The sequence below is a fragment of the Myroides injenensis M09-0166 genome, assembly GCF_000246945.1.
Classification (GTDB): Bacteria; Bacteroidota; Bacteroidia; order Flavobacteriales; family Flavobacteriaceae; genus Flavobacterium; species Flavobacterium injenense.
On record NZ_BAEX01000025.1, the window covers coordinates 15,664 to 36,970 of the forward strand.

Annotated in this window: 25 protein-coding genes; 4 read left to right on the forward strand and 21 right to left on the reverse strand. The window is 32.4% G+C overall.

Going from position 1 to position 21,307, the window contains the following annotated elements; genetic code table 11:
* Window positions 1–384: 384 nt before the first annotated feature.
* The 21 genes from RH98_RS05820 to pdxA all read right to left on the reverse strand — a co-directional run bounded on the left by RH98_RS05820 (window position 385) and on the right by pdxA (window position 18,914).
* The gene (locus RH98_RS05820) at window positions 385–1,758 is read right to left on the reverse strand and encodes an NADH-quinone oxidoreductase subunit N (protein WP_010251605.1); all 1,374 of its coding nucleotides are present in this window, start codon (window positions 1,756–1,758) and stop codon (window positions 385–387) included.
* Between the two features lie 54 nt (window positions 1,759–1,812).
* The gene (locus RH98_RS05825; RefSeq protein ID WP_010251608.1) at window positions 1,813–3,246 is read right to left on the reverse strand and encodes a complex I subunit 4 family protein; all 1,434 of its coding nucleotides are present in this window, start codon (window positions 3,244–3,246) and stop codon (window positions 1,813–1,815) included.
* 9 nt (window positions 3,247–3,255) lie between these two features.
* Window positions 3,256–5,142: an NADH-quinone oxidoreductase subunit L gene (gene nuoL, locus RH98_RS05830; protein ID WP_010251610.1), complete on the reverse strand. Its 1,887-nt coding sequence runs from the start codon at window positions 5,140–5,142 to the stop codon at window positions 3,256–3,258.
* 6 nt (window positions 5,143–5,148) lie between these two features.
* Complete coding sequence (nuoK, locus tag RH98_RS05835; RefSeq protein WP_010251613.1) at window positions 5,149–5,469, reverse strand: NADH-quinone oxidoreductase subunit NuoK; 321 nt, start codon at window positions 5,467–5,469, stop codon at window positions 5,149–5,151.
* A gap of 2 nt (window positions 5,470–5,471) precedes the next feature.
* Window positions 5,472–5,987: an NADH-quinone oxidoreductase subunit J family protein gene (locus RH98_RS05840; protein ID WP_010251616.1), complete on the reverse strand. Its 516-nt coding sequence runs from the start codon at window positions 5,985–5,987 to the stop codon at window positions 5,472–5,474.
* Window positions 5,988–5,989: 2 nt separating this feature from the next.
* Window positions 5,990–6,535, reverse strand: coding sequence for a NuoI/complex I 23 kDa subunit family protein (locus RH98_RS05845; RefSeq protein WP_010251620.1), 546 nt, complete (start codon window positions 6,533–6,535; stop codon window positions 5,990–5,992).
* Window positions 6,536–6,541: 6 nt separating this feature from the next.
* Window positions 6,542–7,573, reverse strand: a complete 1,032-nt coding sequence (gene nuoH / locus RH98_RS05850; protein ID WP_010251623.1) for an NADH-quinone oxidoreductase subunit NuoH — start codon at window positions 7,571–7,573, stop codon at window positions 6,542–6,544.
* 12 nt (window positions 7,574–7,585) lie between these two features.
* A complete protein-coding gene (locus RH98_RS05855) occupies window positions 7,586–8,611 on the reverse strand; it encodes an NADH-quinone oxidoreductase subunit G (protein WP_010251626.1) in 1,026 nt (341 codons plus the stop codon).
* Window positions 8,612–8,658: 47 nt separating this feature from the next.
* Window positions 8,659–10,017 (reverse strand): NADH-quinone oxidoreductase subunit NuoF, encoded by a 1,359-nt coding sequence (nuoF, locus tag RH98_RS05860; protein ID WP_010251629.1) that lies wholly within the window; start codon window positions 10,015–10,017, stop codon window positions 8,659–8,661.
* Between the two features lie 4 nt (window positions 10,018–10,021).
* Window positions 10,022–10,552 (reverse strand): NADH-quinone oxidoreductase subunit NuoE family protein, encoded by a 531-nt coding sequence (locus tag RH98_RS05865; protein WP_026038765.1) that lies wholly within the window; start codon window positions 10,550–10,552, stop codon window positions 10,022–10,024.
* 4 nt (window positions 10,553–10,556) lie between these two features.
* The gene (locus RH98_RS05870; protein ID WP_010251634.1) at window positions 10,557–11,792 is read right to left on the reverse strand and encodes an NADH-quinone oxidoreductase subunit D; all 1,236 of its coding nucleotides are present in this window, start codon (window positions 11,790–11,792) and stop codon (window positions 10,557–10,559) included.
* Window positions 11,793–11,817: 25 nt separating this feature from the next.
* Complete coding sequence (locus tag RH98_RS05875; protein ID WP_010251636.1) at window positions 11,818–12,339, reverse strand: NADH-quinone oxidoreductase subunit C; 522 nt, start codon at window positions 12,337–12,339, stop codon at window positions 11,818–11,820.
* 3 nt (window positions 12,340–12,342) lie between these two features.
* Window positions 12,343–12,894: an NADH-quinone oxidoreductase subunit B gene (locus tag RH98_RS05880; RefSeq protein WP_010251640.1), complete on the reverse strand. Its 552-nt coding sequence runs from the start codon at window positions 12,892–12,894 to the stop codon at window positions 12,343–12,345.
* Window positions 12,895–12,906: 12 nt separating this feature from the next.
* Entirely contained in the window at window positions 12,907–13,272 is a 366-nt protein-coding gene (locus RH98_RS05885) for an NADH-quinone oxidoreductase subunit A (protein WP_010251643.1), read from the reverse strand.
* Window positions 13,273–13,477: 205 nt separating this feature from the next.
* Window positions 13,478–13,678, reverse strand: coding sequence for a cold-shock protein (locus RH98_RS05890; protein WP_010251646.1), 201 nt, complete (start codon window positions 13,676–13,678; stop codon window positions 13,478–13,480).
* Window positions 13,679–13,902: 224 nt separating this feature from the next.
* Window positions 13,903–15,255 (reverse strand): acetyl-CoA carboxylase biotin carboxylase subunit, encoded by a 1,353-nt coding sequence (accC, locus tag RH98_RS05895; RefSeq protein ID WP_010251649.1) that lies wholly within the window; start codon window positions 15,253–15,255, stop codon window positions 13,903–13,905.
* 87 nt (window positions 15,256–15,342) lie between these two features.
* Complete coding sequence (gene accB / locus RH98_RS05900) at window positions 15,343–15,825, reverse strand: acetyl-CoA carboxylase biotin carboxyl carrier protein (RefSeq protein ID WP_010251652.1); 483 nt, start codon at window positions 15,823–15,825, stop codon at window positions 15,343–15,345.
* Between the two features lie 26 nt (window positions 15,826–15,851).
* Window positions 15,852–16,850: a beta-ketoacyl-ACP synthase III gene (locus tag RH98_RS05905; RefSeq protein ID WP_010251655.1), complete on the reverse strand. Its 999-nt coding sequence runs from the start codon at window positions 16,848–16,850 to the stop codon at window positions 15,852–15,854.
* A gap of 163 nt (window positions 16,851–17,013) precedes the next feature.
* Window positions 17,014–17,211, reverse strand: a complete 198-nt coding sequence (gene rpmF, locus RH98_RS05910) for a 50S ribosomal protein L32 (RefSeq protein ID WP_010251658.1) — start codon at window positions 17,209–17,211, stop codon at window positions 17,014–17,016.
* A gap of 9 nt (window positions 17,212–17,220) precedes the next feature.
* Window positions 17,221–17,793: a YceD family protein gene (locus tag RH98_RS05915; protein ID WP_010251662.1), complete on the reverse strand. Its 573-nt coding sequence runs from the start codon at window positions 17,791–17,793 to the stop codon at window positions 17,221–17,223.
* A gap of 50 nt (window positions 17,794–17,843) precedes the next feature.
* A complete protein-coding gene (gene pdxA / locus RH98_RS05920; protein ID WP_010251665.1) occupies window positions 17,844–18,914 on the reverse strand; it encodes a 4-hydroxythreonine-4-phosphate dehydrogenase PdxA in 1,071 nt (356 codons plus the stop codon).
* Window positions 18,915–18,971: 57 nt separating this feature from the next.
* On the opposite strand from pdxA, the gene RH98_RS05925 reads away from it, so the two are divergent.
* The 4 genes from RH98_RS05925 (at window position 18,972) to RH98_RS05940 (ending at window position 21,260) form a co-directional block, all read left to right on the forward strand.
* Window positions 18,972–19,562 carry a riboflavin synthase gene (locus RH98_RS05925; RefSeq protein ID WP_010251667.1) on the forward strand — a complete coding sequence of 197 codons (591 nt, stop codon included), beginning with the start codon at window positions 18,972–18,974 and terminating at the stop codon, window positions 19,560–19,562.
* 69 nt (window positions 19,563–19,631) lie between these two features.
* The gene (locus tag RH98_RS05930) at window positions 19,632–20,213 is read left to right on the forward strand and encodes an RNA polymerase sigma factor (protein ID WP_010251670.1); all 582 of its coding nucleotides are present in this window, start codon (window positions 19,632–19,634) and stop codon (window positions 20,211–20,213) included.
* A gap of 2 nt (window positions 20,214–20,215) precedes the next feature.
* Window positions 20,216–20,443 (forward strand): hypothetical protein, encoded by a 228-nt coding sequence (locus RH98_RS05935; RefSeq protein ID WP_010251674.1) that lies wholly within the window; start codon window positions 20,216–20,218, stop codon window positions 20,441–20,443.
* Entirely contained in the window at window positions 20,436–21,260 is an 825-nt protein-coding gene (locus tag RH98_RS05940) for a mechanosensitive ion channel family protein (RefSeq protein WP_010251676.1), read from the forward strand. The genes RH98_RS05935 and RH98_RS05940 overlap by 8 nt, the downstream gene beginning before the upstream one ends.
* Window positions 21,261–21,307: the final 47 nt, after the last annotated feature.

Consider the following 21,307-nt stretch of genomic DNA (forward strand, 5'->3'; position numbering starts at 1 on the left):
CAGAAAGTTTTCAATTTGGTTTTTGAATGTATTTGTTGGTAAAGTATCAAAAAATACTACCTTTTTAAGAGTTATATTTTAATTAGTAATAATTATTTGAATTATTTTAAATAGTTTATAATAAAGCTAATGTTCATAGAAGGCTTTTTTTAAGTTTATTTATTTTTGTGATATTATTAGTTTTTTAGCCTTTTTAGTGACATAAATTAAGATTACTTGATTAAAAAAGATCTTTTAATAATTTTTAATGCATTGCGTAAAAGGAAATAATCTTTTAAACTAAAACTTTTGGTAACTCTTGAAAAAAAGTTAGGTCTATTAAAGTAATAAAAAAGTGGTACACCGTTAGATATACCACTCATTTATATTTGTTTAAATATTATTCTAGTTGAATAAATTTAAGAGTATAGAAGGACATAGTCCTATTGTTATATTTATAATTACAGCAATTACTCCTATAATTTTATAAGATGTAGGGATTTCTATTACCTCTGTGTTCTCTTCGTAATTTGAGTACATTGCTACAATTACTTTAAGGTAATAGTAGATACTTATAAAAGAATTAATTACTCCGAAAATTACTAGGGTGATAAAGCCATTATTTACGGCTTGTGTAAATAAAAAGAACTTACCAAAGAATCCAGCAAAAATTGGAATTCCTCCCATCGATAGTAATGCAATTGAAAGGACTAAAGCCATTAAAGGGCTTCGTTTTTCAAGTCCATAAAAATTACTGATTAACTCATTGTCTTTATCCTTAGTCACTGCTATAAGTACTGTAAATGCTGCTATCCCCGCAATAGCATAAGCTGCTGCATAATAGAAAAGGTTAGAAGTTGAAGTTCCTAAAGCTGTTAAGGCAATCATCATAAATCCAGCATGAGAGATACCAGAATATGCTAATAATCGTTTCATATTATCTTGACAAATAGCCATTATATTACCAACTGTCATTGTTAATATAGCTATTACTACAATTGCTGTGGTATAATGTTCTGGCATCTGAATAAGTAAATTGATACTTACTTTATATAAGGTTGCTACAGCTGCAACTTTAACTAAAGTACTCATCATTGCTGTGGTCAAACTCGGAGCTCCTTGATATACATCGGGAGCCCAAAAATGAAATGGAACTGCAGCTATTTTAAACAACATACCTATTACAATCATTAATACTCCTAATGAATACCATATTGGTAGGGGAGAAGATGAAGCAAGGGAACTTATTTCAACTATATCGAATGAAGCCGTAGCACCATATACTAATGCTATTCCAAATAAGACAATACCAGAAGCGAAAGATCCTAATAGGAAATATTTCATAGCAGCTTCATTTGATTTAATGTTCTTTCTATCTGCTCCACATAAAATATATAGAGTAATAGATAAAATTTCTAATCCTAAAAAGAACATTGCCATATTACCAAAACTTACCATACAAATGGCTCCCATAAGAAGAAAAAGTTTTAGAGAGATATAGTCTGCTATTTTTGAGAATTCTTTTTTATAAAATTCCTTACTTAACCCAACTAATAAAATAGTTAAAGCAATAAATAAAGAAGAAAATGCTGAAGAAAATTTAGTTGAAATAAACATATTATTATAATATGCTTCAACAACGTTTATGTTACATATAGTATATCCTAATATGCCTAGTAATCCTATTATAGTCATAGGAATAACTATTTTGCGCAAATTAATAATTTCCGCTATAAGAACTAAAACCGCTAATACTCCAATTGCTATTAATGTGTTCATTTTATATATTTTGGAATTATATTCATCAGTAAAACTGAATCCTTAATATTTATATTACTTAATGTAAGAAACGATTTCAATTAATGAAGGCGTTATTAGATCTGAAAGTGGTTTTGGGTAAATACCAAAGAATAATACTAACACCACTAGAATACCTAATACGATGGTTTCTTGAACATTTATATCTGTAAATAGTTTTGCATTAGTTTCTCCTAACATTGATTTTTGGAACATTCTTAACATATAGAATGCACCTAAAATAATTGTAGTTCCTCCAATGATTGCATACCAAATATTAATTTGAGAAAGTCCAAACAATAAATTAAACTCTCCAATAAAACTAAATGTACCAGGCAAGCCTATTGATGCAAACATCAAGATCATAAAGATTGAAGCAAATTTTGGTGCTTGTTGGCGTATGCCTCCCATTTCTCCAATCATTCTTGTTTGATATCTTCTATAGATAATTTCTGCAATGTAAAATAATCCTACAATTACGAAACCATGAGCAATCATTTGTAGTACTGCCCCACGGAGACCATCTAGTGTTAACGTGTAAGCACCAGCAGCGATTAATCCAACGTGAGCTAGTGATGAGTAAGCAAAGAAACGTTTAATATTTGATTGTTTTAATGCAACAATAGAACCATAAATAACTCCTATTAGGCATAAAACTAATATAGTAGGCATTAGTTCTTTCGCTGCAATAGGGCTAATTGGGATTTGCCAACGTATAATTGAATATAGTCCCATTTTAAGCATAATACCTGCTAATAACATTGTACCAACTGTAGGTGCTTTTTCATAGGTAGATGCTTGCCATGTGTGGAAAGGAAATACTGGTATTTTAATTGCATAAGCAATGAAAAAAGATAAAAAGACCCAATATTGTTCTTTAGATGATAAATTCGAATTGTATAAATCTGCTAGTAAGAAACTACCTGTTTTTGTATATAGATAGATAAATCCAACGAGCATGAATAGTGATCCAGCAAAGGTATAAATGAAAAATTTAAATATTGCTTTTTTACGAATTTCGAATGTGTCGTTACCCCAAAGTAAGGCTATAAAATAAATTGGTAATAATGATAGTTCCCAAAAAATATAATATAAAAATCCATCTGATGCTAGGAATGTTCCAGTCATAGCGAAAGTCATAAACATTACTAATCCATAGAATGTATTTGACTTTTCAATATGATTACCGAATGAAGTTAATATAATTAATGGTGTAAGAACAGTCGTAAGTAATGTTAATGCTAGCGAAAGTCCATCTGCCTTTAACGCAATGTAAATATTTGGATTACTTATCCATTGCGTGATATAACCACCATCTACACCAGAATTGTGTTGACAGATTAATATAAGAGTTTCTACGAAAGCAGCGATGCTAAATAACAAAGCTACTTTTGCAGCGGGCTTTTTACCTGCAATATAGGTAGCAAAAGCACCAACTAATAACGTTAATAAAAGTATTGTTACGTTCATTTTTCTAAGTTATCTTGCAATGAATAAATAATATAAAATCAAACAGATTCCAAATACAAAAGCGAATAAGTACAAACCTATATTACCATTTTGTGCTTTTTTACCTTGTAGTGATAACCCATCTGCTATTTTTCCTAATCCTAATACTGTTTCTGATAAAGCTACTTCCACAACATCTTTTAAGAAAGTTGAAAGTAGATAGATTGGTTTAACAATTAACTTCATATAGATTTCATCTATATAATATTTATTGTAAAGTACTTTGTGGAAACCAGTAATTTTTTCATCTTCTTGTGGAACTTCGCTTTCCATAATATATTTATAGTAAGCAATTCCTAAACCAATTATAAAACCAATAGTAGCAACAGCCATCAAAATATACTCTGTTATACCTAAAGAGTGATGACTATTAGCTGCGCTTTTTACTATAATTGGTTGTAAGTATTCAAATAACCAACTATTGCCAGGTAAGCTGATGACACCACCAATCACTGCTAATATTGCTAATATCCATAAAGGAATAGTAATTGAAGCAGGACTTTCATGTAAGTGATTTTTCTGTTCTTGAGTACCTCTAAAGTTTTTAAAGAATGTAAGAAATAACAATCTAAACATATAGAAAGCTGTCATTATTGACGCTAATGATCCAATAATATATAATACTTTATTATGATTAAAAGCGGTCATTAATATTTCATCTTTAGAGAAGAAACCTGAGAAGAAAGGAAACCCTGAGATTGCCAAAGTCGCAAGTAAGAAAGTAATATAAGTTGCTTTCATAAATTTACTTAAACCACCCATTTTACGCATATCTTGTTCACCTCCCATTGCATGAATTACAGAACCTGACCCTAGGAATAGACAAGCTTTAAAGAAAGCATGTGTAATTACGTGGAACACTGCAATTTCATAAGCTCCAAATCCTATAGCCATAAACATTAATCCCAATTGAGATACTGTTGAATAAGCTAAAACTTTTTTAATATCTGTTTGTACTAAACCAATTGTTGCAGCGAATAATGCTGTAAATGCTCCTACAATTGCAATTATATTTTGCACTTGAGGTGCAAGGTCGAAAACAAAGTTTAGTCTTGTGATTAAGAAAATACCAGCAGTAACCATTGTTGCAGCGTGTATTAAAGCTGAAACTGGTGTTGGTCCAGCCATCGCATCAGGTAACCATGTATACAATGGAATTTGAGCACTTTTACCTACGGCACCTATAAATAGAGCTAAAGCTGCCCAACCAATCCAAGTATTAATTTGATGATTAGTACCATGCATTAAAGCTTCTTTGATTGTCATGTAATCTAATGAATGGAATAAAAAAGCCAAAATGAATACACCAACTAAGAAACCTAAATCTCCAATTCTGTTCATAATAAAGGCTTTTTTTGCTGCATCATTATAAGATTGATTTTTATGCCAAAAACCAATTAGTAAATAAGAGCAAAGTCCTACACCTTCCCATCCAATAAATGTGATTAATAGGTTACTACCTGCTACAAGAACAATCATAAAAAAGATAAACAAATTAAGGTAACCAAAGAATTTACCATAATTTTCATCTCCTTTCATATAGCTTGTAGAGTACCAATGAATCAATGTTCCAATTCCAGTCACAAATAATAACCATAATAAGGAAAGTTGATCTAACAAGAAACCAAAAGAGATTTTGAAGTTTGCTACTTCAATCCATTCAAATAGGTTTCCTTGTATTGGCGTTTTTGTTGTGTTAACTTGAATGAAAGCAACAACTGTAATAATAAATGAAATTAAAACTGCCAAGGTTGCTATAATTCCAGAACCATTACCTAGTTTTTTCCCAAAGAAAAGATTAACTAAGGCCCCTAATAAAGGGACTAATAATAAAAGTAAAATTACGTTTGTATCCATGCGGAATTATCCTTTTAGGTTTTTTAATTTATCAATATCAATTGATCCAATATTTCTATAAATAGAGACTAATATCGCAAGTCCTACTGCTACTTCTGCCGCTGCTACTGCCATCGTAAAGAATACGAATACTTGTCCTTGTGCATCTTGGTGATAAGTTGAAAAAGCAACTAATAGCATATTAGCGGAGTTTAACATTATTTCAATACACATAAACATAACAATTGCATTACGTCTAAATAAAATACCAAATACTCCTATACAAAATAGTATAATTGATAAGTAGATGTATTTGTCTATGCCGATTATTTCAATTACATTTTCCATAATTAAGCTGCTTTTTCGGTTTTATCTTTTTTAGATATTAATACCGCTCCTATCATTGCAAGTAATAATAATACTGCTACCATTTCAAAAGGGAGAACGTATTTATCAAATAATATTTTACCTAGTACTTGTACTGATTGAAAATCTTCTCCTGTATTCGCATATTGTAATTCATATACTTGAGTTCCTCTCATTGTAATAGAAAGAAGAAGTATTCCTAATAAACAAAATGCTACAGTAGCAACTATTTTAGTAATAAAAGGCTTAGATACTTCATGACTAATATTAAGGTTCATTAACATTATTGTAAATAACATTAATATCATAATTGCTCCAGAATAAACCATTATGTGAACCATTCCTAAAAACTGAGAGTTAAGTAGAATGTAATGCCCAGCTATAGAGAAAAAACTTACTACTAACCACAGTGCACTGTGAATAGGATTTTTACTCAATAAAGTTAGAGCCGCGCTTCCTAGCGTGATTGTTGCTAGTATATAAAATAATATTTCTATCATAATTAAGCTTGATTCTGTTGATTAGTATTCTGAATTGCTGCTTCTAACGGCATAACTAATTTATCTTTACCAAAGATAAAGTTCTCACGGTTAATATCAGCTTTAGCAAGTTGCTTAGATTTAGTCAAGTAAATTGCTTGTTTTGGGCAAGCTTCTTCACATAAACCACAAAATATACATCTCAACATATTGATTTCATATATTTCAGCATATTTTTCCTCGCGGTATAGATGTTTTTCTTCTTGTTTTCTTTCAGCTGCTTTCATTGTAATAGCTTCTGCAGGGCATGATAATGCACATAAACCACAAGCTGTACAACGTTCTCTTCCTTCCTCATCTCTCATTAGCATATGTCTACCTCTGTAAACTGGACTAAATGGGCGAGTTTGTTCTGGATAAGATATTGTTACCTTTTTCTTAAACATGTGTTTCAAGGTAACCATCATTCCTTTGAAGATCGCTACTAAATATATTCGTTCAGACCAAGTCAGCGTCTTATCTGATACTGTCTTTTTTCTTCCTGATAATGAGTAAGTATTTGATGACATGTTTAATTATTTAATTAGTAATATAACAACTGCTGTAACAACTAAATTAATTAGTGCTAGAGGGATCAACGTTTTCCAACCTAAATTCATTAGCTGGTCATATCTAAAACGGGGAAGTGTCCAACGTACCCACATAAATACAAATATGAAGAAACATATTTTAATGAATAATACTATTATTCCTATTGTATTTGCAATGTTAACACCCCAATTTTCAACTGCCCAAGATATACCTGGATAGTTATATGCTCCAAAATATAATACAGAGATTATAGTTGCGGAGATAAATAAATTAGCATATTCAGCAAAAAGATAGAAACCCATCTTCATTGAAGAATATTCAGTATGGAAACCACCAATTAATTCTTGTTCACATTCTGCTAAGTCGAAAGGAGCTCTATTGGTTTCAGCAAATGAACAAATTAGAAAAATTAAAAAACCAACAGGTTGGTAGAAAACATTCCAATTCATTCCTGATTGTTGCAAAGCGATTTCACGCATACTTAATGATTGTGTCATTAATAGTAAACCAATTAATGATAATCCCATTGCAATTTCATAAGAAATCATTTGTGATGCAGCACGAATACCACTCATTAATGAATACTTATTGTTAGATGCCCATGCTCCAATCATTATTCCATATACCCCCACTGATAAAACAGCTAAAATATATAGTAGACCTACATTAATATCTGCAGCTTGAAGTATGATATCTCTTCCAAATAAATGGAATTTGTCTCCCCAAGGAATAACAGCACTTGTCATTAGTGCTAATGTCATTGCTAGAAAGGGACCAAATTTGAAAAGGAATTTGTTAGGAGTATTTGGTTCATATTCTTCTTTAGCAAATAATTTTAAACCATCTGCTAACGGCTGTAGGACTCCTCCTTTTCCAGCGCGGTTAGGTCCTATACGATCTTGTATCCATGCTGCTATTTTACGCTCTGCTAGGGTAGCATACATTGCCATCAACATAGTGATCGCAAAAACAACAACAATGATAACCGCTTTATCTATAATAATAGTCTTATCCATTCTAGTGCTGATTTATTCTTTAGATTCGTGTTCTGTGAAAGGAATTTCTTTCATACTTATCTTAATGCGGTCTTTCGGACGTCCTTCTAATATTTGTTTTTCTGTTTTCATAACCACTTTGTTTAACTTATTAGTGTAGTTATTTTGGTTAATAACAGAGAATTTTTCAAATTTTCTAGGTCCTTCAATTACCCAATCTTTTGTGTCTTTGTGTTCGAAACGACATTCATTACAGATAAATTCTTCAACTTCGTGAAATTCATCTTTTCTTGCAGTAACTCTTTGTATTTCTTCACCAAACATCCATAATGTAACTTTACCTGAACAAGTCGGACAGTTTCTGTGAGCATTATATGGTTTGTTAAACCAAACACGTGATTTAAATCTAAATGTTTTGTCAGTTAATGCTCCTACAGGACATACGTCAATCATATTTCCTGAAAATTCATTGTCAATTGCCGCAGATATATAGGTAGAGATTTGTGCGTGTTCTCCTCTTCCACAAACACCATGAACACGTTTATCTGTTAATTGCTCCGCTGTTTTTACACAACGATAACAAAGTATACAACGATTCATATGAAGTTGAATGTTATCTCCTATATTTTCAGGCTCGAATGTTCTTTTCTCTTCCTTATATCTTTTTTGCTCTTTACCATGATTAAAGGCCAAGTTTTGTAAATCACATTCACCTGCTTGGTCACAGACTGGGCAATCAAGAGGATGGTTGATAAGTAAAAATTCTGTAACTGCTTTTCTCGCTTCTAAAACACGTGGCGAAGATATACTTTTTACCTCCATACCATCCATAACTCCTGTTTTACAAGAAGCCATTAGTTTTGGCATAGGTCTTGGATCTGCTTCACTACCTTTAGACACTTCTACTAGGCAAGCGCGACATTTACCACCAGTTCCTTCTAATTTCGAGTAGTAGCACATTGCTGGAGGTACAGATTCGCCTCCAATCATTCTTGCTGCTTGTAGAATTGTTGTTCCTGGTTCTACGTCTATTTCATGTCCGTCTATAGTAACTTTCATAAACTGTGCTTTATTTTAACTGAATTAGGTTAATAATTCAATGTATATTATTTATTAATCAAATGTTTTATATTTTCGAAAGGCTCTTTTACAAAGTGATTTCTGTCCTTTACCTTTTCTGGATATAAAACGTGATATTCAAATTCATCTCTAAAATGTCTCAAAGCAGCAGCAACTGGCCATGCAGCAGCATCTCCTAATGGACATATGGTATTACCTTCTATTTTACTTTGGATATCCCATAGCAAGTCTATGTCATCCATTGTTCCTTGTCCTGTCTCAATGCGATACAATACTTTCTCTAACCATCCAGTTCCTTCTCTACAAGGTGAACATTGACCACAGCTTTCATGAGCGTAGAAACGTGCAAAATTCCAAGTGTTTCTAACTATACATGCCGTGTCATTATAAACTATGAAACCTCCTGACCCCATCATTGATCCAGTAGCAAATCCTCCGTCAGATAATGATTCATATGACATTAAACGATCTTGACCTTCTGCTGTCTTATAGATTAAATCAATAGGTAAAATAGGCACTGATGACCCACCGGGAATTAAAGCTTTTAACGGTCTATCATTCATCATTCCTCCACAGTATTCATCTGAATTAATGAATTCATCAACTGTAAGTCCTAATTCAATCTCATAGACTCCTGGATTTTTGATATGTCCTGAAGCAGATATTAATTTAGTTCCTGTAGATCTACCAATCCCAATTTTGGAATAATCCTCACCAGAATTATTTACAATCCATGGCACATTAGAAATAGATTCTACGTTATTTACTACAGTTGGATTCGACCATAGTCCACTTACTGCTGGGAAAGGCGGTTTTATACGTGGATTTCCTCTTTTTCCTTCTAGTGATTCGATTAATGCAGTTTCTTCTCCGCATATATATGCTCCTGCGCCACAGTGCACATGAAGATCGAGAGAATAGTCTGTTCCTAAGATATTTTTACCTAACCACCCTGCAGCGTAAGCTTCTTTTATAGCTCTTTCTAATATCTTAAAAACCCACATATATTCACCTCGAATATATATATAAGATAAGTTTGCTCCTAATGCATAACTTGATGTTATCATCCCTTCAATTAGTAGGTGAGGGATGTGTTCCATTAGATATCTATCTTTAAATGTTCCTGGTTCAGATTCATCGGCATTACATACAAGATGTCTTGGCTTTCCAGATTTCTTATCTATAAAGCTCCATTTTAATCCTACTGGGAATCCAGCACCTCCACGACCTCTTAATCCAGAAGCTTTTACTTCTTCTGTAACTTCATCCGGTGTCATTGTTTTCAATGCTTTCTCTACAGAACTATATCCGCCATTTTGACGATATACATCATAAGATTTGATTCCTGGGATATTGATTTTATCTAATAATATTTTTGTTGCCATATTACTATTTGTCGTGAAGAATTACTTTTCCTGCTCTGCAATCTTCGATGATTTGATCTATTTTTTCTTCTGTTAAGTGTTCCTTGTAAAAATCTCCCACTTGCATCATTGGAGCGTATCCACAAGCACCTAAACATTGTACACCTACAACTGAAAACATACCATCTTCAGTTGTTTCACCTGGTTTGATACCAAGTTTTTCACAAGTGTATTCAAGTATATCATCTGCACCTCTTATTCCACAGCAAGAAGTTAAACAGAATTCAAACATATATTTTCCTACTGGCTTTAGGTTGTACATTGTATAAAATGTTGCAACCTCGTAAACTTCAATTGGTGTTATTCCTAATATTTCAGCTACTTTATCCATTAATTCAGCACTTAACCAATTATCATGTGCATCTTGTACAGCATGTAATACTGGTAATAAAGCTGATTTCTTTTTGTCAGCAGGGTAGTGACTTAACAACTCATTTATGCGTTGTTCTAGTTCAGCTGTTATATTAATAGTTTGTTTGTATTTTTTAGTCTCCATGATATTATGCATCTAATTCTCCGGCAATGATGTTCAAACTTGATAAAGTGATAATTGCATCTGATAGCATTCCACCTCTTACTATGTCATTATACGCTTGGTATATTATAAAACAAGGTCTTCTAAAGTGCAAGCGATATGGTGTTCTACTGCCATCTGTTATCAAATAGAATCCTAATTCACCATTTCCTGCTTCCACTGGGTGATAGATTTCAGTTACAGGAACTGGAACTTCTCCCATGACAATTTTAAAGTGATAAATTAATGCTTCCATATTAGTGTATACATCTTCTTTTGGTGGAAGATAATATTCTGGAACATCAGCATGGAATGGACCTTCTGGCATTTTATCTAATGCTTGGCGGATAATTTTTAGACTTTCCCAAATTTCTGCATTTCTAACACAGAATCTATCATAACAGTCTCCACTAGTTCCTACAGGAATTTCAAAATCAAAATCTTCATAAGAACAGTAAGGTGATGCAACACGTACATCGTAATCTACACCTGCAGCTCTTAAGTTCGGACCAGTAAAACCAAAGTTAATTGCTTCTTCTGCAGAAATTCCACCTACTCCAATCGTTCTATCCATGAAAATTCTATTTCTTGTTAATAGACCTTCAAATTCACTCCATATTGCTGGGAACTCTTCAAGAAATTCTTCAATTAATAGGAAAGTTTTTGGACTCCATTCTCTCTCGAAACCTCCAATTCTACCCATATTAGTAGTTAGACGAGCACCACATATTTCTTCAAATATTTCATATATTTTTTCTCTATATTGAAATACATATAAGAAACCTGTTAATGCTCCTGTATCAACTCCCATTACTGAACTACAAATAATGTGATCGGCAATTCTTGCTAATTCCATTACGATTACACGTAAATATTGTACGCGCTTTGGAATTTCTATATTCAATGCTTTTTCTACAGTCATCCACCAAGCAGTATTGTTAATTGGTGATGAACAGTAGTTTAAGCGATCTGTAAGTACATTAATTTGATAAAAAGGTCTGTTTTCTGCTATTTTTTCAAATGCTCTATGTATGTAACCAACAGTTCCTTCTCCATCTATTACTTTTTCTCCATCAAGTAAAATAATATTTTGAAAAATTCCATGAGTAGCTGGATGGGTAGGCCCCAAGTTCAGAATTTGTAATTCTGTACCATCTTCTTGAAACTTCTCTTCTATAAGTTTAGCGTAGCGCTCTTCAGGAGGTAATAATAAATCTGACATAAATCCTTTTTTTTATCAGTTGCTATTAACAGTTATGAACGGTCCTACCAAAGAATCTATCATCTTTGTCAGTTCGTCCCGCATCTTCCATTGGAAAATCTTTTCTTAATGGGAATGATTCCATTTCATCCATATTTAAAATTCTTTTTAACTGTGGATGATTTTTAAAGATTATTCCATAAAAATCGTATGTTTCTCTTTCTTGCCAATTAGCACTTTTAAATAGATCTGAAACAGAATCTACTACAGGATGCTTTATGTTTAAAAAAGTTTTTATTCTTATTCTTACATTATCTATCCAGTTGTGCATGTGATATACTACACACAATTGTCTATCTTCAGGGGCTTCATGATAATGAATCCCACAAACATCAGTTAAAAAGTTAAAGTTCATTTCAGAATCTTCTTTCAGAAACTGAATTACCTTGTGTGAAATAGAATGGTCCACTTCAAAAGTTAACATTCCATGTTGTTCATGAAAATCATTTAAACCTTCAGCAAAATGCTCTTGAAGTTTATTTTTGATTGTGATATTATCTAGTGCCATACTCTATTTATTAATGTTGTAAGAATTTAATAAATCATCATATTCTTTTGTACCTCTTCGATTTACTGATTCTGATTTAATAATTTCTTGTAGTCTTAATACACCATCAAGAATTTGTTCTGGTCGCGGAGGGCATCCTGGTACGTATACATCTACTGGAATCACTTTATCTATTCCTTGTAAAACTGAGTAAGTATCAAATATTCCACCTGAACATGCACATGCTCCAACAGCAATTACCCACTTAGGCTCAGCCATTTGTTCATAAACTTGTCTAAGGATAGGTGCCATTTTTTTAGAAATAGTTCCCATTACCATTAACATATCCGCTTGTCTAGGCGAAAAGCTCATACGCTCTGATCCAAATCTAGCTACGTCGTAAGTCGCTGCCATAGTAGCCATAAACTCAATACCACAACATGAAGTAGCAAAAGGAAGTGGCCACATAGAGTTAGCTCTAGCTAAACCAACTACAGAACTCAATTTTGTTGCAAAAAAGCCTTCTCCTACATAACCTTCAGGAGCTTCTGCCATATTATATTTTTTGTCGCTCATCTCTTTAACTTTTTAGTCCCACTCAAGACCTTTTTTCTTGAATTCGTATAGTAAACCTATTAACAATAGAAATAAGAATATTCCCATTTTAGCAAAACCATCCCATCCAAGCTCTTGGAAATTTACAGCCCAAGGATATAGGAAGATTACTTCAACATCAAATAAAACAAATAAAATGGCTACTAAGAAATATTTTACATTAAATGGTATGCGTGCACTTCCAAGTGATTCTAACCCACATTCCCAAGTACTATCTTTGATTTTCGAATGTTTCTTAGGTCCTAATTTGCCTGATACCCAAATAGTCATAGACACAAACCCTGCGGCTAAGGCTATTTGCATTAAAATTGGTATGAAATCGAGTTGACTTAATTGCATATATTTAGTATTTATGTTAATACAACATACAAATATAATGCCTCATTGTGGTATTACAAAGCTTTGGGTTTGTTGGAGTTGGCTCAAGATGGGCAATGAGTCAAATATGTAATTAGACTAATTCAAAATAGAGTATAATGGTATAAAAAAAGCCATCTTATATTATAAGATGGCTTTGAAATTTTGGTAATTATATGATGATTTATTAACCTTCAATAATTGTAACTTCTGTTGCAATAATTCCTTTTTTTCCTTTCTCTTCAGAATAAGAAACTTTGTCACCTTGCTCAATATTTTTGCTTACTAATCCAGTGATGTGAACAAAAATGTCTTGCTTAGTTGCATCATTAGTGATAAAACCGAATCCTTTGTCTTCATTGAAGAACTTAACTACGCCTGTTTGCATTGTATTAAAATAAAAAATTATGTTCAAATATAGCGTTTGTTTTTAAGAATTTTTAATTTTTTCAAAAAAAATATTATATTTTTTTTTAAAGCTTGTGAGATGAGTCTTATAAGGTTAAATTATTGATTAATAGTTTTTTAACTTATAGGTGCTAATCAAAGATTATTTTATTACACTTTTAGTGATAAAAAAAAAGACCTACATTGTAGGTCTTTCAGTATCAATTATTCTTCTTCTAATGGTTTCATTTTGAATGTATCCATAAAAGCTGTAGTATAATTACCAGCAATATAATTTGGATCATCCATTAATTGTCTGTGGAAAGGAATAGTAGTTTTAATTCCTTCAATTACAAACTCATCTAATGCACGTCTCATTTTGTTAATTGCTTCTTCTCTAGTTTGAGCAGTTGTAATTAACTTAGCGATCATAGAGTCATAATTTGGTGGGATTGTATAGCCTGAATATACGTGAGTATCCAATCTTACACCATGACCTCCTGGAGTATGTAATGTTGTAATTTTACCTGGAGAGGGTCTAAAGTCATTAAATGGATCTTCTGCGTTAATACGACACTCGATAGCGTGCATTTTAGGTGTGTAGTTTTTACCAGATATTGGTGTCCCTGCAGCTACTAAAATTTGCTCTCTAATCAAATCGTAATCAATTACTTGTTCAGTAATTGGATGTTCAACTTGAATACGAGTGTTCATTTCCATAAAATAGAAATTACGATCTTTATCTACTAAAAATTCAATAGTTCCAGCTCCTTCGTATTTAATGTACTCTGCAGCACGTACCGCAGCTTCTCCCATTTTCTGTCTTAATTCGTCAGTCATAAATGGAGAAGGAGTTTCCTCAGTTAATTTTTGGTGACGTCTTTGAATTGAACAATCGCGTTCAGATAAGTGACATGCTTTACCATATTTATCTCCTACTACTTGAATTTCAATATGTCTTGGATCAACAATAAGTTTTTCCATATACATACCATCATTTCCAAATGCAGCTGCAGCTTCCTGTCTTGCGCTTTCCCATGCTTTGGTAAGGTCTTCTTCTTTGAAGATTTCGCGCATTCCTTTTCCACCACCACCTGCTGTAGCTTTCATCATTACTGGATATCCAATCTCTTTTGCTGTTGCTTTAGCGTGTTCAAGAGATTCAAGTAACCCATCAGATCCTGGTACTGTAGGTACTCCTGCTTTTTTCATGGTTTCTTTAGCCGTAGCTTTATCACCCATTTTCTCAATCATTTCTGGAGAAGCACCGATAAACTTTACTCCGTGTTCTTGACAGATTTTAGAGAATTTAGCATTTTCTGATAGGAATCCATATCCTGGATGTATAGCATCTGCATTTGTGATCTCTGCCGCTGCAATAATATTTGAAATTTTCAAATAAGATTGGTTGCTTGGTGCTGGTCCAATACATACTGCTTCATCTGCAAAACGCACATGTAAACTGTCTGCATCAGCCGTTGAATAAACTGCCACGGTTTTTATCCCCATTTCTTTACATGTTCTAATGACACGTAAGGCAATTTCACCTCTATTTGCGATTAATATCTTTTTAAACATCTCTTGAAATTTTAATTGTACTTTAGTGATTTCACTTTATAAGTAAGTAAATTAAATAAAGTGAAGCGTTGTTGTTTTGAAAATTTCTTAAGATGGATCAACTAAGAACAATGGTTGATCAAATTCTACTGGAGAAGCATCATCTACTAATACTTTTACGATTTTACCTGAAATTTCAGATTCAATTTCGTTGAAAAGTTTCATTGCTTCAATAACACAAACTACATCTCCTGTTTTTATTGTTTTACCTACTTCTACAAAAGCATCCTTATCTGGAGCTGGTTTTCTATAGAATGTTCCGATAATTGGAGATTTAACTGTGATGAATTTAGATGTTTCATCAGCTTGTACTTCTGCTGTAGTAGCTGGAGCTGGAGCTGGGGCAGCTGGAGCAACATTTGCTTGTGGCATTCCTGATGCTACTGGTACTTGTTGAATGTAAGTAGTTTCAGTGTTTCCAGTTTCAGTTGTTTTGATGGTGATCTTGAAATCATCCATTTCTAATTTTACTTCTGTAGCACCTGACTTGGCTACGAACTTAATTAAATTTTGAATTTCTTTAATGTCCATACCTAATGTATTGGTTAGTTGTTTTTTTATTCTTTATTATATGCCCATTTTAAATAGATTGCACCCCATGTAAAACCTCCTCCGAAAGTAGCGAAAATTATATTATCGCCCTTTTTAAGTTGTTTTTCATAGTCGCAAAGTAGTAATGGTAAAGTGGCCGAAGTTGTATTGCCGTATCTTTCTATATTCATCAGAACTTTAGAATCATCTAATCCCATTCTGTGAGCTGTAGCATCAATAATTCTTTTGTTTGCTTGATGTGCAGCTAACCATGTTACGTCTTCGTGATTAAGATTATTGCGCTGCATAATTTTCTCACTCACGTCAGCCATATTTGATACAGCGTATTTGAAGACAGTTTTTCCATCTTGAAAAACGTAGTGTTGCTTGTTTGCTACCGTTTCTGCGCTAGCAGGTAGTATAGATCCACCAGCTTCTATTTTTAAGAATGATCTGCCTATACCGTCACTTCTTAAATATTCATCTTGTACTCCATAACCTTCAGTATTAGGTTCGAATAATACAGCACCAGCTGCATCTCCAAAGATAATACATGTAGCACGGTCAGTATAGTCAATAATCGAAGACATTTTATCTGATCCGATAAGTAGTACTTTTTTATATCTACCAGACTCTATATAAGCTGAGGCAACAGACATTCCATATAGAAAGCTAGAACAAGCTGCCTGTAAGTCAAAAGAGAATGCATTTGTTGCACCAATTTTTGAAGCTACATAAACACCTGTAGTTGCTACTGGCATATCAGGAGTAGCCGAAGCTAAGATAACTAGATCAATCTCTTTTGGATCAATTCCTGATTTTTCAATTAAATTTTCTGCGGCTTTTATAGCCATATATGAAGAACCTTCTCCTGGTACTTTTAGAATTCTTCTTTCCTTAATTCCCGTTCGAGAGGTTATCCATTCATCGTTAGTATCCACCATTTTCTCAAGGTCTGCATTGGTTAGCTTATCCTCTGGTAGGTAACAACCGATAGCAGTAATGGCTGCGTGTATTTTTGTCATATGGTGTTGCTTTACTTTAAAAAACATTCCAAAAAGAAGCGAAAATTACAAAAAAAAAACAAATCGAGCTATTTAAGGCTCATAAAGTCTTTATAATGCTTTTTTTAACCCAAAAAAAAACTCTCACACATTGTGAGAGTTTTAATTTTAACTTTTCTCAAGCTTATGCTTCTACTGCAGCTGTTTTGTCGATAACAACTTGACCTCTGTAGTAAAGTTTTCCTTCATGCCAGTATGCTCTGTGGAATAAATGAGCTTCACCTGTCACTGGACAAGTAGCGATAGTTGGAGCTACTGCTTTGTAGTGAGTTCTTCTTTTATCTCTTCTTGTTTTCGAGGTCTTTCTCTTAGGATGTGCCATTTTACTATATTATTTATCCGTTAATAGTTTTTTTAATTCTGCCCAACGAGGGTCTATTTCTTCATTTTCAATATTCTCTTGATCATCTAAATCGTCTTCATCTGTGAATTCATCATCATCTTCGTCATCATAATATCCTAAAATATCTAATGCTTCTGATTCTAATGTTCCATCTAATACACCTGGATGAACTCTTTTTTGAGGAATTGATAACGCAATCATTTCATATATATATTGCGATACACTTATTTGATGTTCTGTAAATGGAATAATTAATATCTCATCATGATCATCATTGTATTCTTCTCCAAATTTTACTACCAAGTCAATTTCATTGCTGATAGGCATGTCAAAGTCTTGATTAGTAACATCGCAAGGGACGTTTACAATACCATTACTCTCAAAGTGTAACTCTAGGAGTGTGGTTTTTTTATTTAAAAGAACGACTATATCTACATCAATTTTGTTGAAATCTGTGAAATCATATTGTTCAAAGAAATCATTTTCTACGTGAAAATCAAAACGATGCTCTCCATTTTTTAATCCTGAAAAAGGAATTAAAAGTTTTTTTTCACTATTCATGAAATACATGATTTGAGCGTGCAAAGATAAAAAATTATTATTATTACAAGCTAGTTATCAAATTTTTTTTGTGCTAAATTCTTTTCTTGCGGTTCTAAAGGATTGGATGCTGCTTCAATATTGTTATATCTATTCTTATAAATATCTATTGCTGCATAGATTGCTTCTCTGAAAGATGTAGCATCTGCAATCCCTTTTCCTGCTATTTCATATGCAGTACCATGATCAGGTGAGGTCCTTATTCTGTTTAGTCCAGCAGTGAAATTGACACCTCTTCCGAATGATAATGCTTTGAAAGGAGCTAATCCTTGGTCGTGGTAACACGCCAAAATAGCATCAAATTTTTTGTAAGTCTCTGACCCAAAAAAACCATCAGCTGCAAAAGGTCCTGAAATCAATATACCTTCTTCGTTTAATTCTTGTATTACGGGTTTTATTATGTTAATCTCTTCTTGCCCAATAACGCCATTATCTCCTGCGTGTGGATTTAGTCCTAAAATAGCAATTTTTGGCTTATAAATGCTAAAATCAGTTATTAAGGTTTGATTAATTGTTTTTACTTTTTGTTTTATACGCTCAGGTGTTATTGCTTGAGCTACCTCATGTAATGGTAAGTGATCTGTTAGTAAACCTACTCTTAAGCTATCACATACTAGTAACATTAATGCTTCACCTTCTAATTGCTCATTTAAATAATCTGTATGTCCTGGATAATTAAATTCTTCGTCTTTACTATTATATTTATTGATAGGCGCGGTAACTAATACATCTATTTCTTCATTTTTTAAAGCTTCAGTAGCCGCAGTGAAAGATTTAATAGCGTATTTACCTATTAAAGGATCGTTAGTTCCAAAATTGATATTGACGTTTTCTTTCCATAAATTAAAAACATTTAATTTATTAGGAACAACCTGATCAAGACTATCGATACCTTGTATATTAGTATTGTTATTAATTGTTTTCTTAACGAATGATAATGGTTTAGAATTACCGAATATAATAGGAGTACAAATTTCTAGCATTCTGCTGTCTTCAAAACATTTAAGTATTATTTCGCAGCCTACTCCATTTAAATCTCCTATTGAAATACCTACTCTTATATTTTCTGTTTTCTCGTTCATAGTATCGTGTAAATTATTACTACTTTTGAAGCAAATTTAATAAAAATAAATTGAGATATGTTTACAGGTATAGTTGAAAACATTGGTACTATCAAAAAAATAATAAAAGATCAAACTAATTTACATATAAGTGTTAAGTGTGATTTTGTAAATGAGCTTAAGATAGATCAGAGTGTATTGCATAACGGAATTTGCTTGACAGTTGTATCTATAGAAGACGATATTTATACTGTTACAGCAGTTAAAGAAACTATTGCAGTTACTACTATTGGTAATTGGGTAGAGGGACAAGCAGTGAATTTAGAAAGAGCGATGCTGTTTAACGGTAGATTAGATGGTCATATCGTTCAGGGGCATGTCGATCATATAGGAAAGTGTGTTTCTATAGAAGAAGTTGGAGGAAGTACTTATTTTGGATTTGAGTTTAATGATCAGTCTATACATACTACAATAGAAAAGGGGTCGATTACTATTGACGGTACAAGTTTAACAGTTGTTGATTCAGGTGTGAATACATTTAAAGTAGCTATAATTCCGTATACAAAAGAACACACTATTTTTAAATATTACAGAGTAGGTACCCCAGTGAACTTGGAGTTTGATGTTATCGGTAAGTATGTTGCTAAATTAATGCAAATACGAAAATAATTTAGCCTTTTTTATTGAGGTAAATTATTAAAATAAAAGCATTTATATTTGCACTGGTAAAAAAAATATATGAAAGTTAATCTGCAGAATAATAATTTTACCACGATGACAGATGAGGAATTAGTCCAATTTATTGTTCATAGTGGTAATACAAGTTTATTTGGGATTCTATACGACAGGTACGCACAGAAGGTCTTTTCAAAATGTGTTGGGTTTGCTGAATCGAGAGATGTAGCAGAGGATTTGACACAAGATGTCTTTGTAAAGTTGTATTTAAACTTAAAGAATTTTAGAGGAGATTCTAAATTTTCTACGTGGTTGTATTCATTTGCATATAATCATTGTGTCAATTATTCTAAGCTAGTCTTAAAAAGAAAGAGGAAAGAAGAGAATATAAGTGATGATTATTTATACGATGACGTACTTGAAGACGAAGTGACAGATGAAGAAATTTTTTCTTTAAGTGTTGATCGTCTGCAAGAATCATTAACGAGAATAGATCCAGAAGATAAGATTATACTCTTGATGAAATATCAGGATGATAAATCTATTAAGGAGATTGCTCTAATGTTAGATATGGGGGAGAGTGCAATAAAAATGAGACTGCACAGAGCAAAGAAAAAAATAATTGAAATTTATAACTCGTTGTAATTATGGAAAATCCTTTTAAAAAAATTCTTCAGGATGAAAAGTTACCCGACTACCTAAAAGATAGAGTTATTGATAATTTAAACTTTATCAAGCTTTCTTTGGATGTGTCAGAGTTATATACCGTGAAGGTTCCTCAAGCATTAGAAAGTTTTATAGGTGAGGTAGATAAGAAAAAAGAAAATGAAATTATAGAGAAAATAAAAAATAATAACAATAGTAAGCATGAATGAGCTTTTTAATTTTGAGTATCCGAGTGAATTAATTAATTCAGTAGTAGGCTCTCTTATACGAGGTGTGATTGGGTTTTTGTTACTAGCAGGATATATAGTATTGTGCTGGATGTTAATTAAATTTTTCGCTTATCTATTGCGAAAAATATTTAGATTCATTAGACTTGATAAGGTTCAAGGACTGTTGAATGATAATGAGTTTTTAGCTAAGACGAATATTACCATTAAGGTAGATGTTGTTTTAATATTTTTTGTAAAAATATTTTTAGTCTTTCTTATGATAGTAGTAGGTGCTGAGTTATTTGGGCTGTCTATTGTATCTAAGGAAATAGGTAACTTAATGCTTTACATTCCACAAGTATTTGTAGCGTTATTAATTTTTGTGGGTGGTCTATATTTTGCCACTTGGATTAAGAAGGCAATTGTAGGTGTGCTTAAAGCTGTAGATTTTAGTGGTGCTAGAATGATAGGTAATATACTTTTCTATTTAATACTTGTATTTGTTTTTATTACAACCTTAAATCAAATAGGTATTAATACTGATATTATCACTAATAATATATCTATTATAGTGGGAGCTATTCTCTTAACTGTAGCTCTATCCTTAGGGTTAGGAGCAAAAGATGTTGTGACAAGATTGTTGTATTCTTTTTATGCACGTAAGAATTTAGAGCTTGGGCAGTTAGTGCGTATTGATGGACTTGAAGGATATGTGATTTCTATCGATAACATCTACTTATGTTTATTAGTGGAAGGAAAAAAACACTATTTGCCAATAACAAAAGTTTCTGAAAGTCATATTGAAATCGTGAAATAGACTAAATGAACATTGTTACGTAATGTATTATAGAATATAATAAAAAA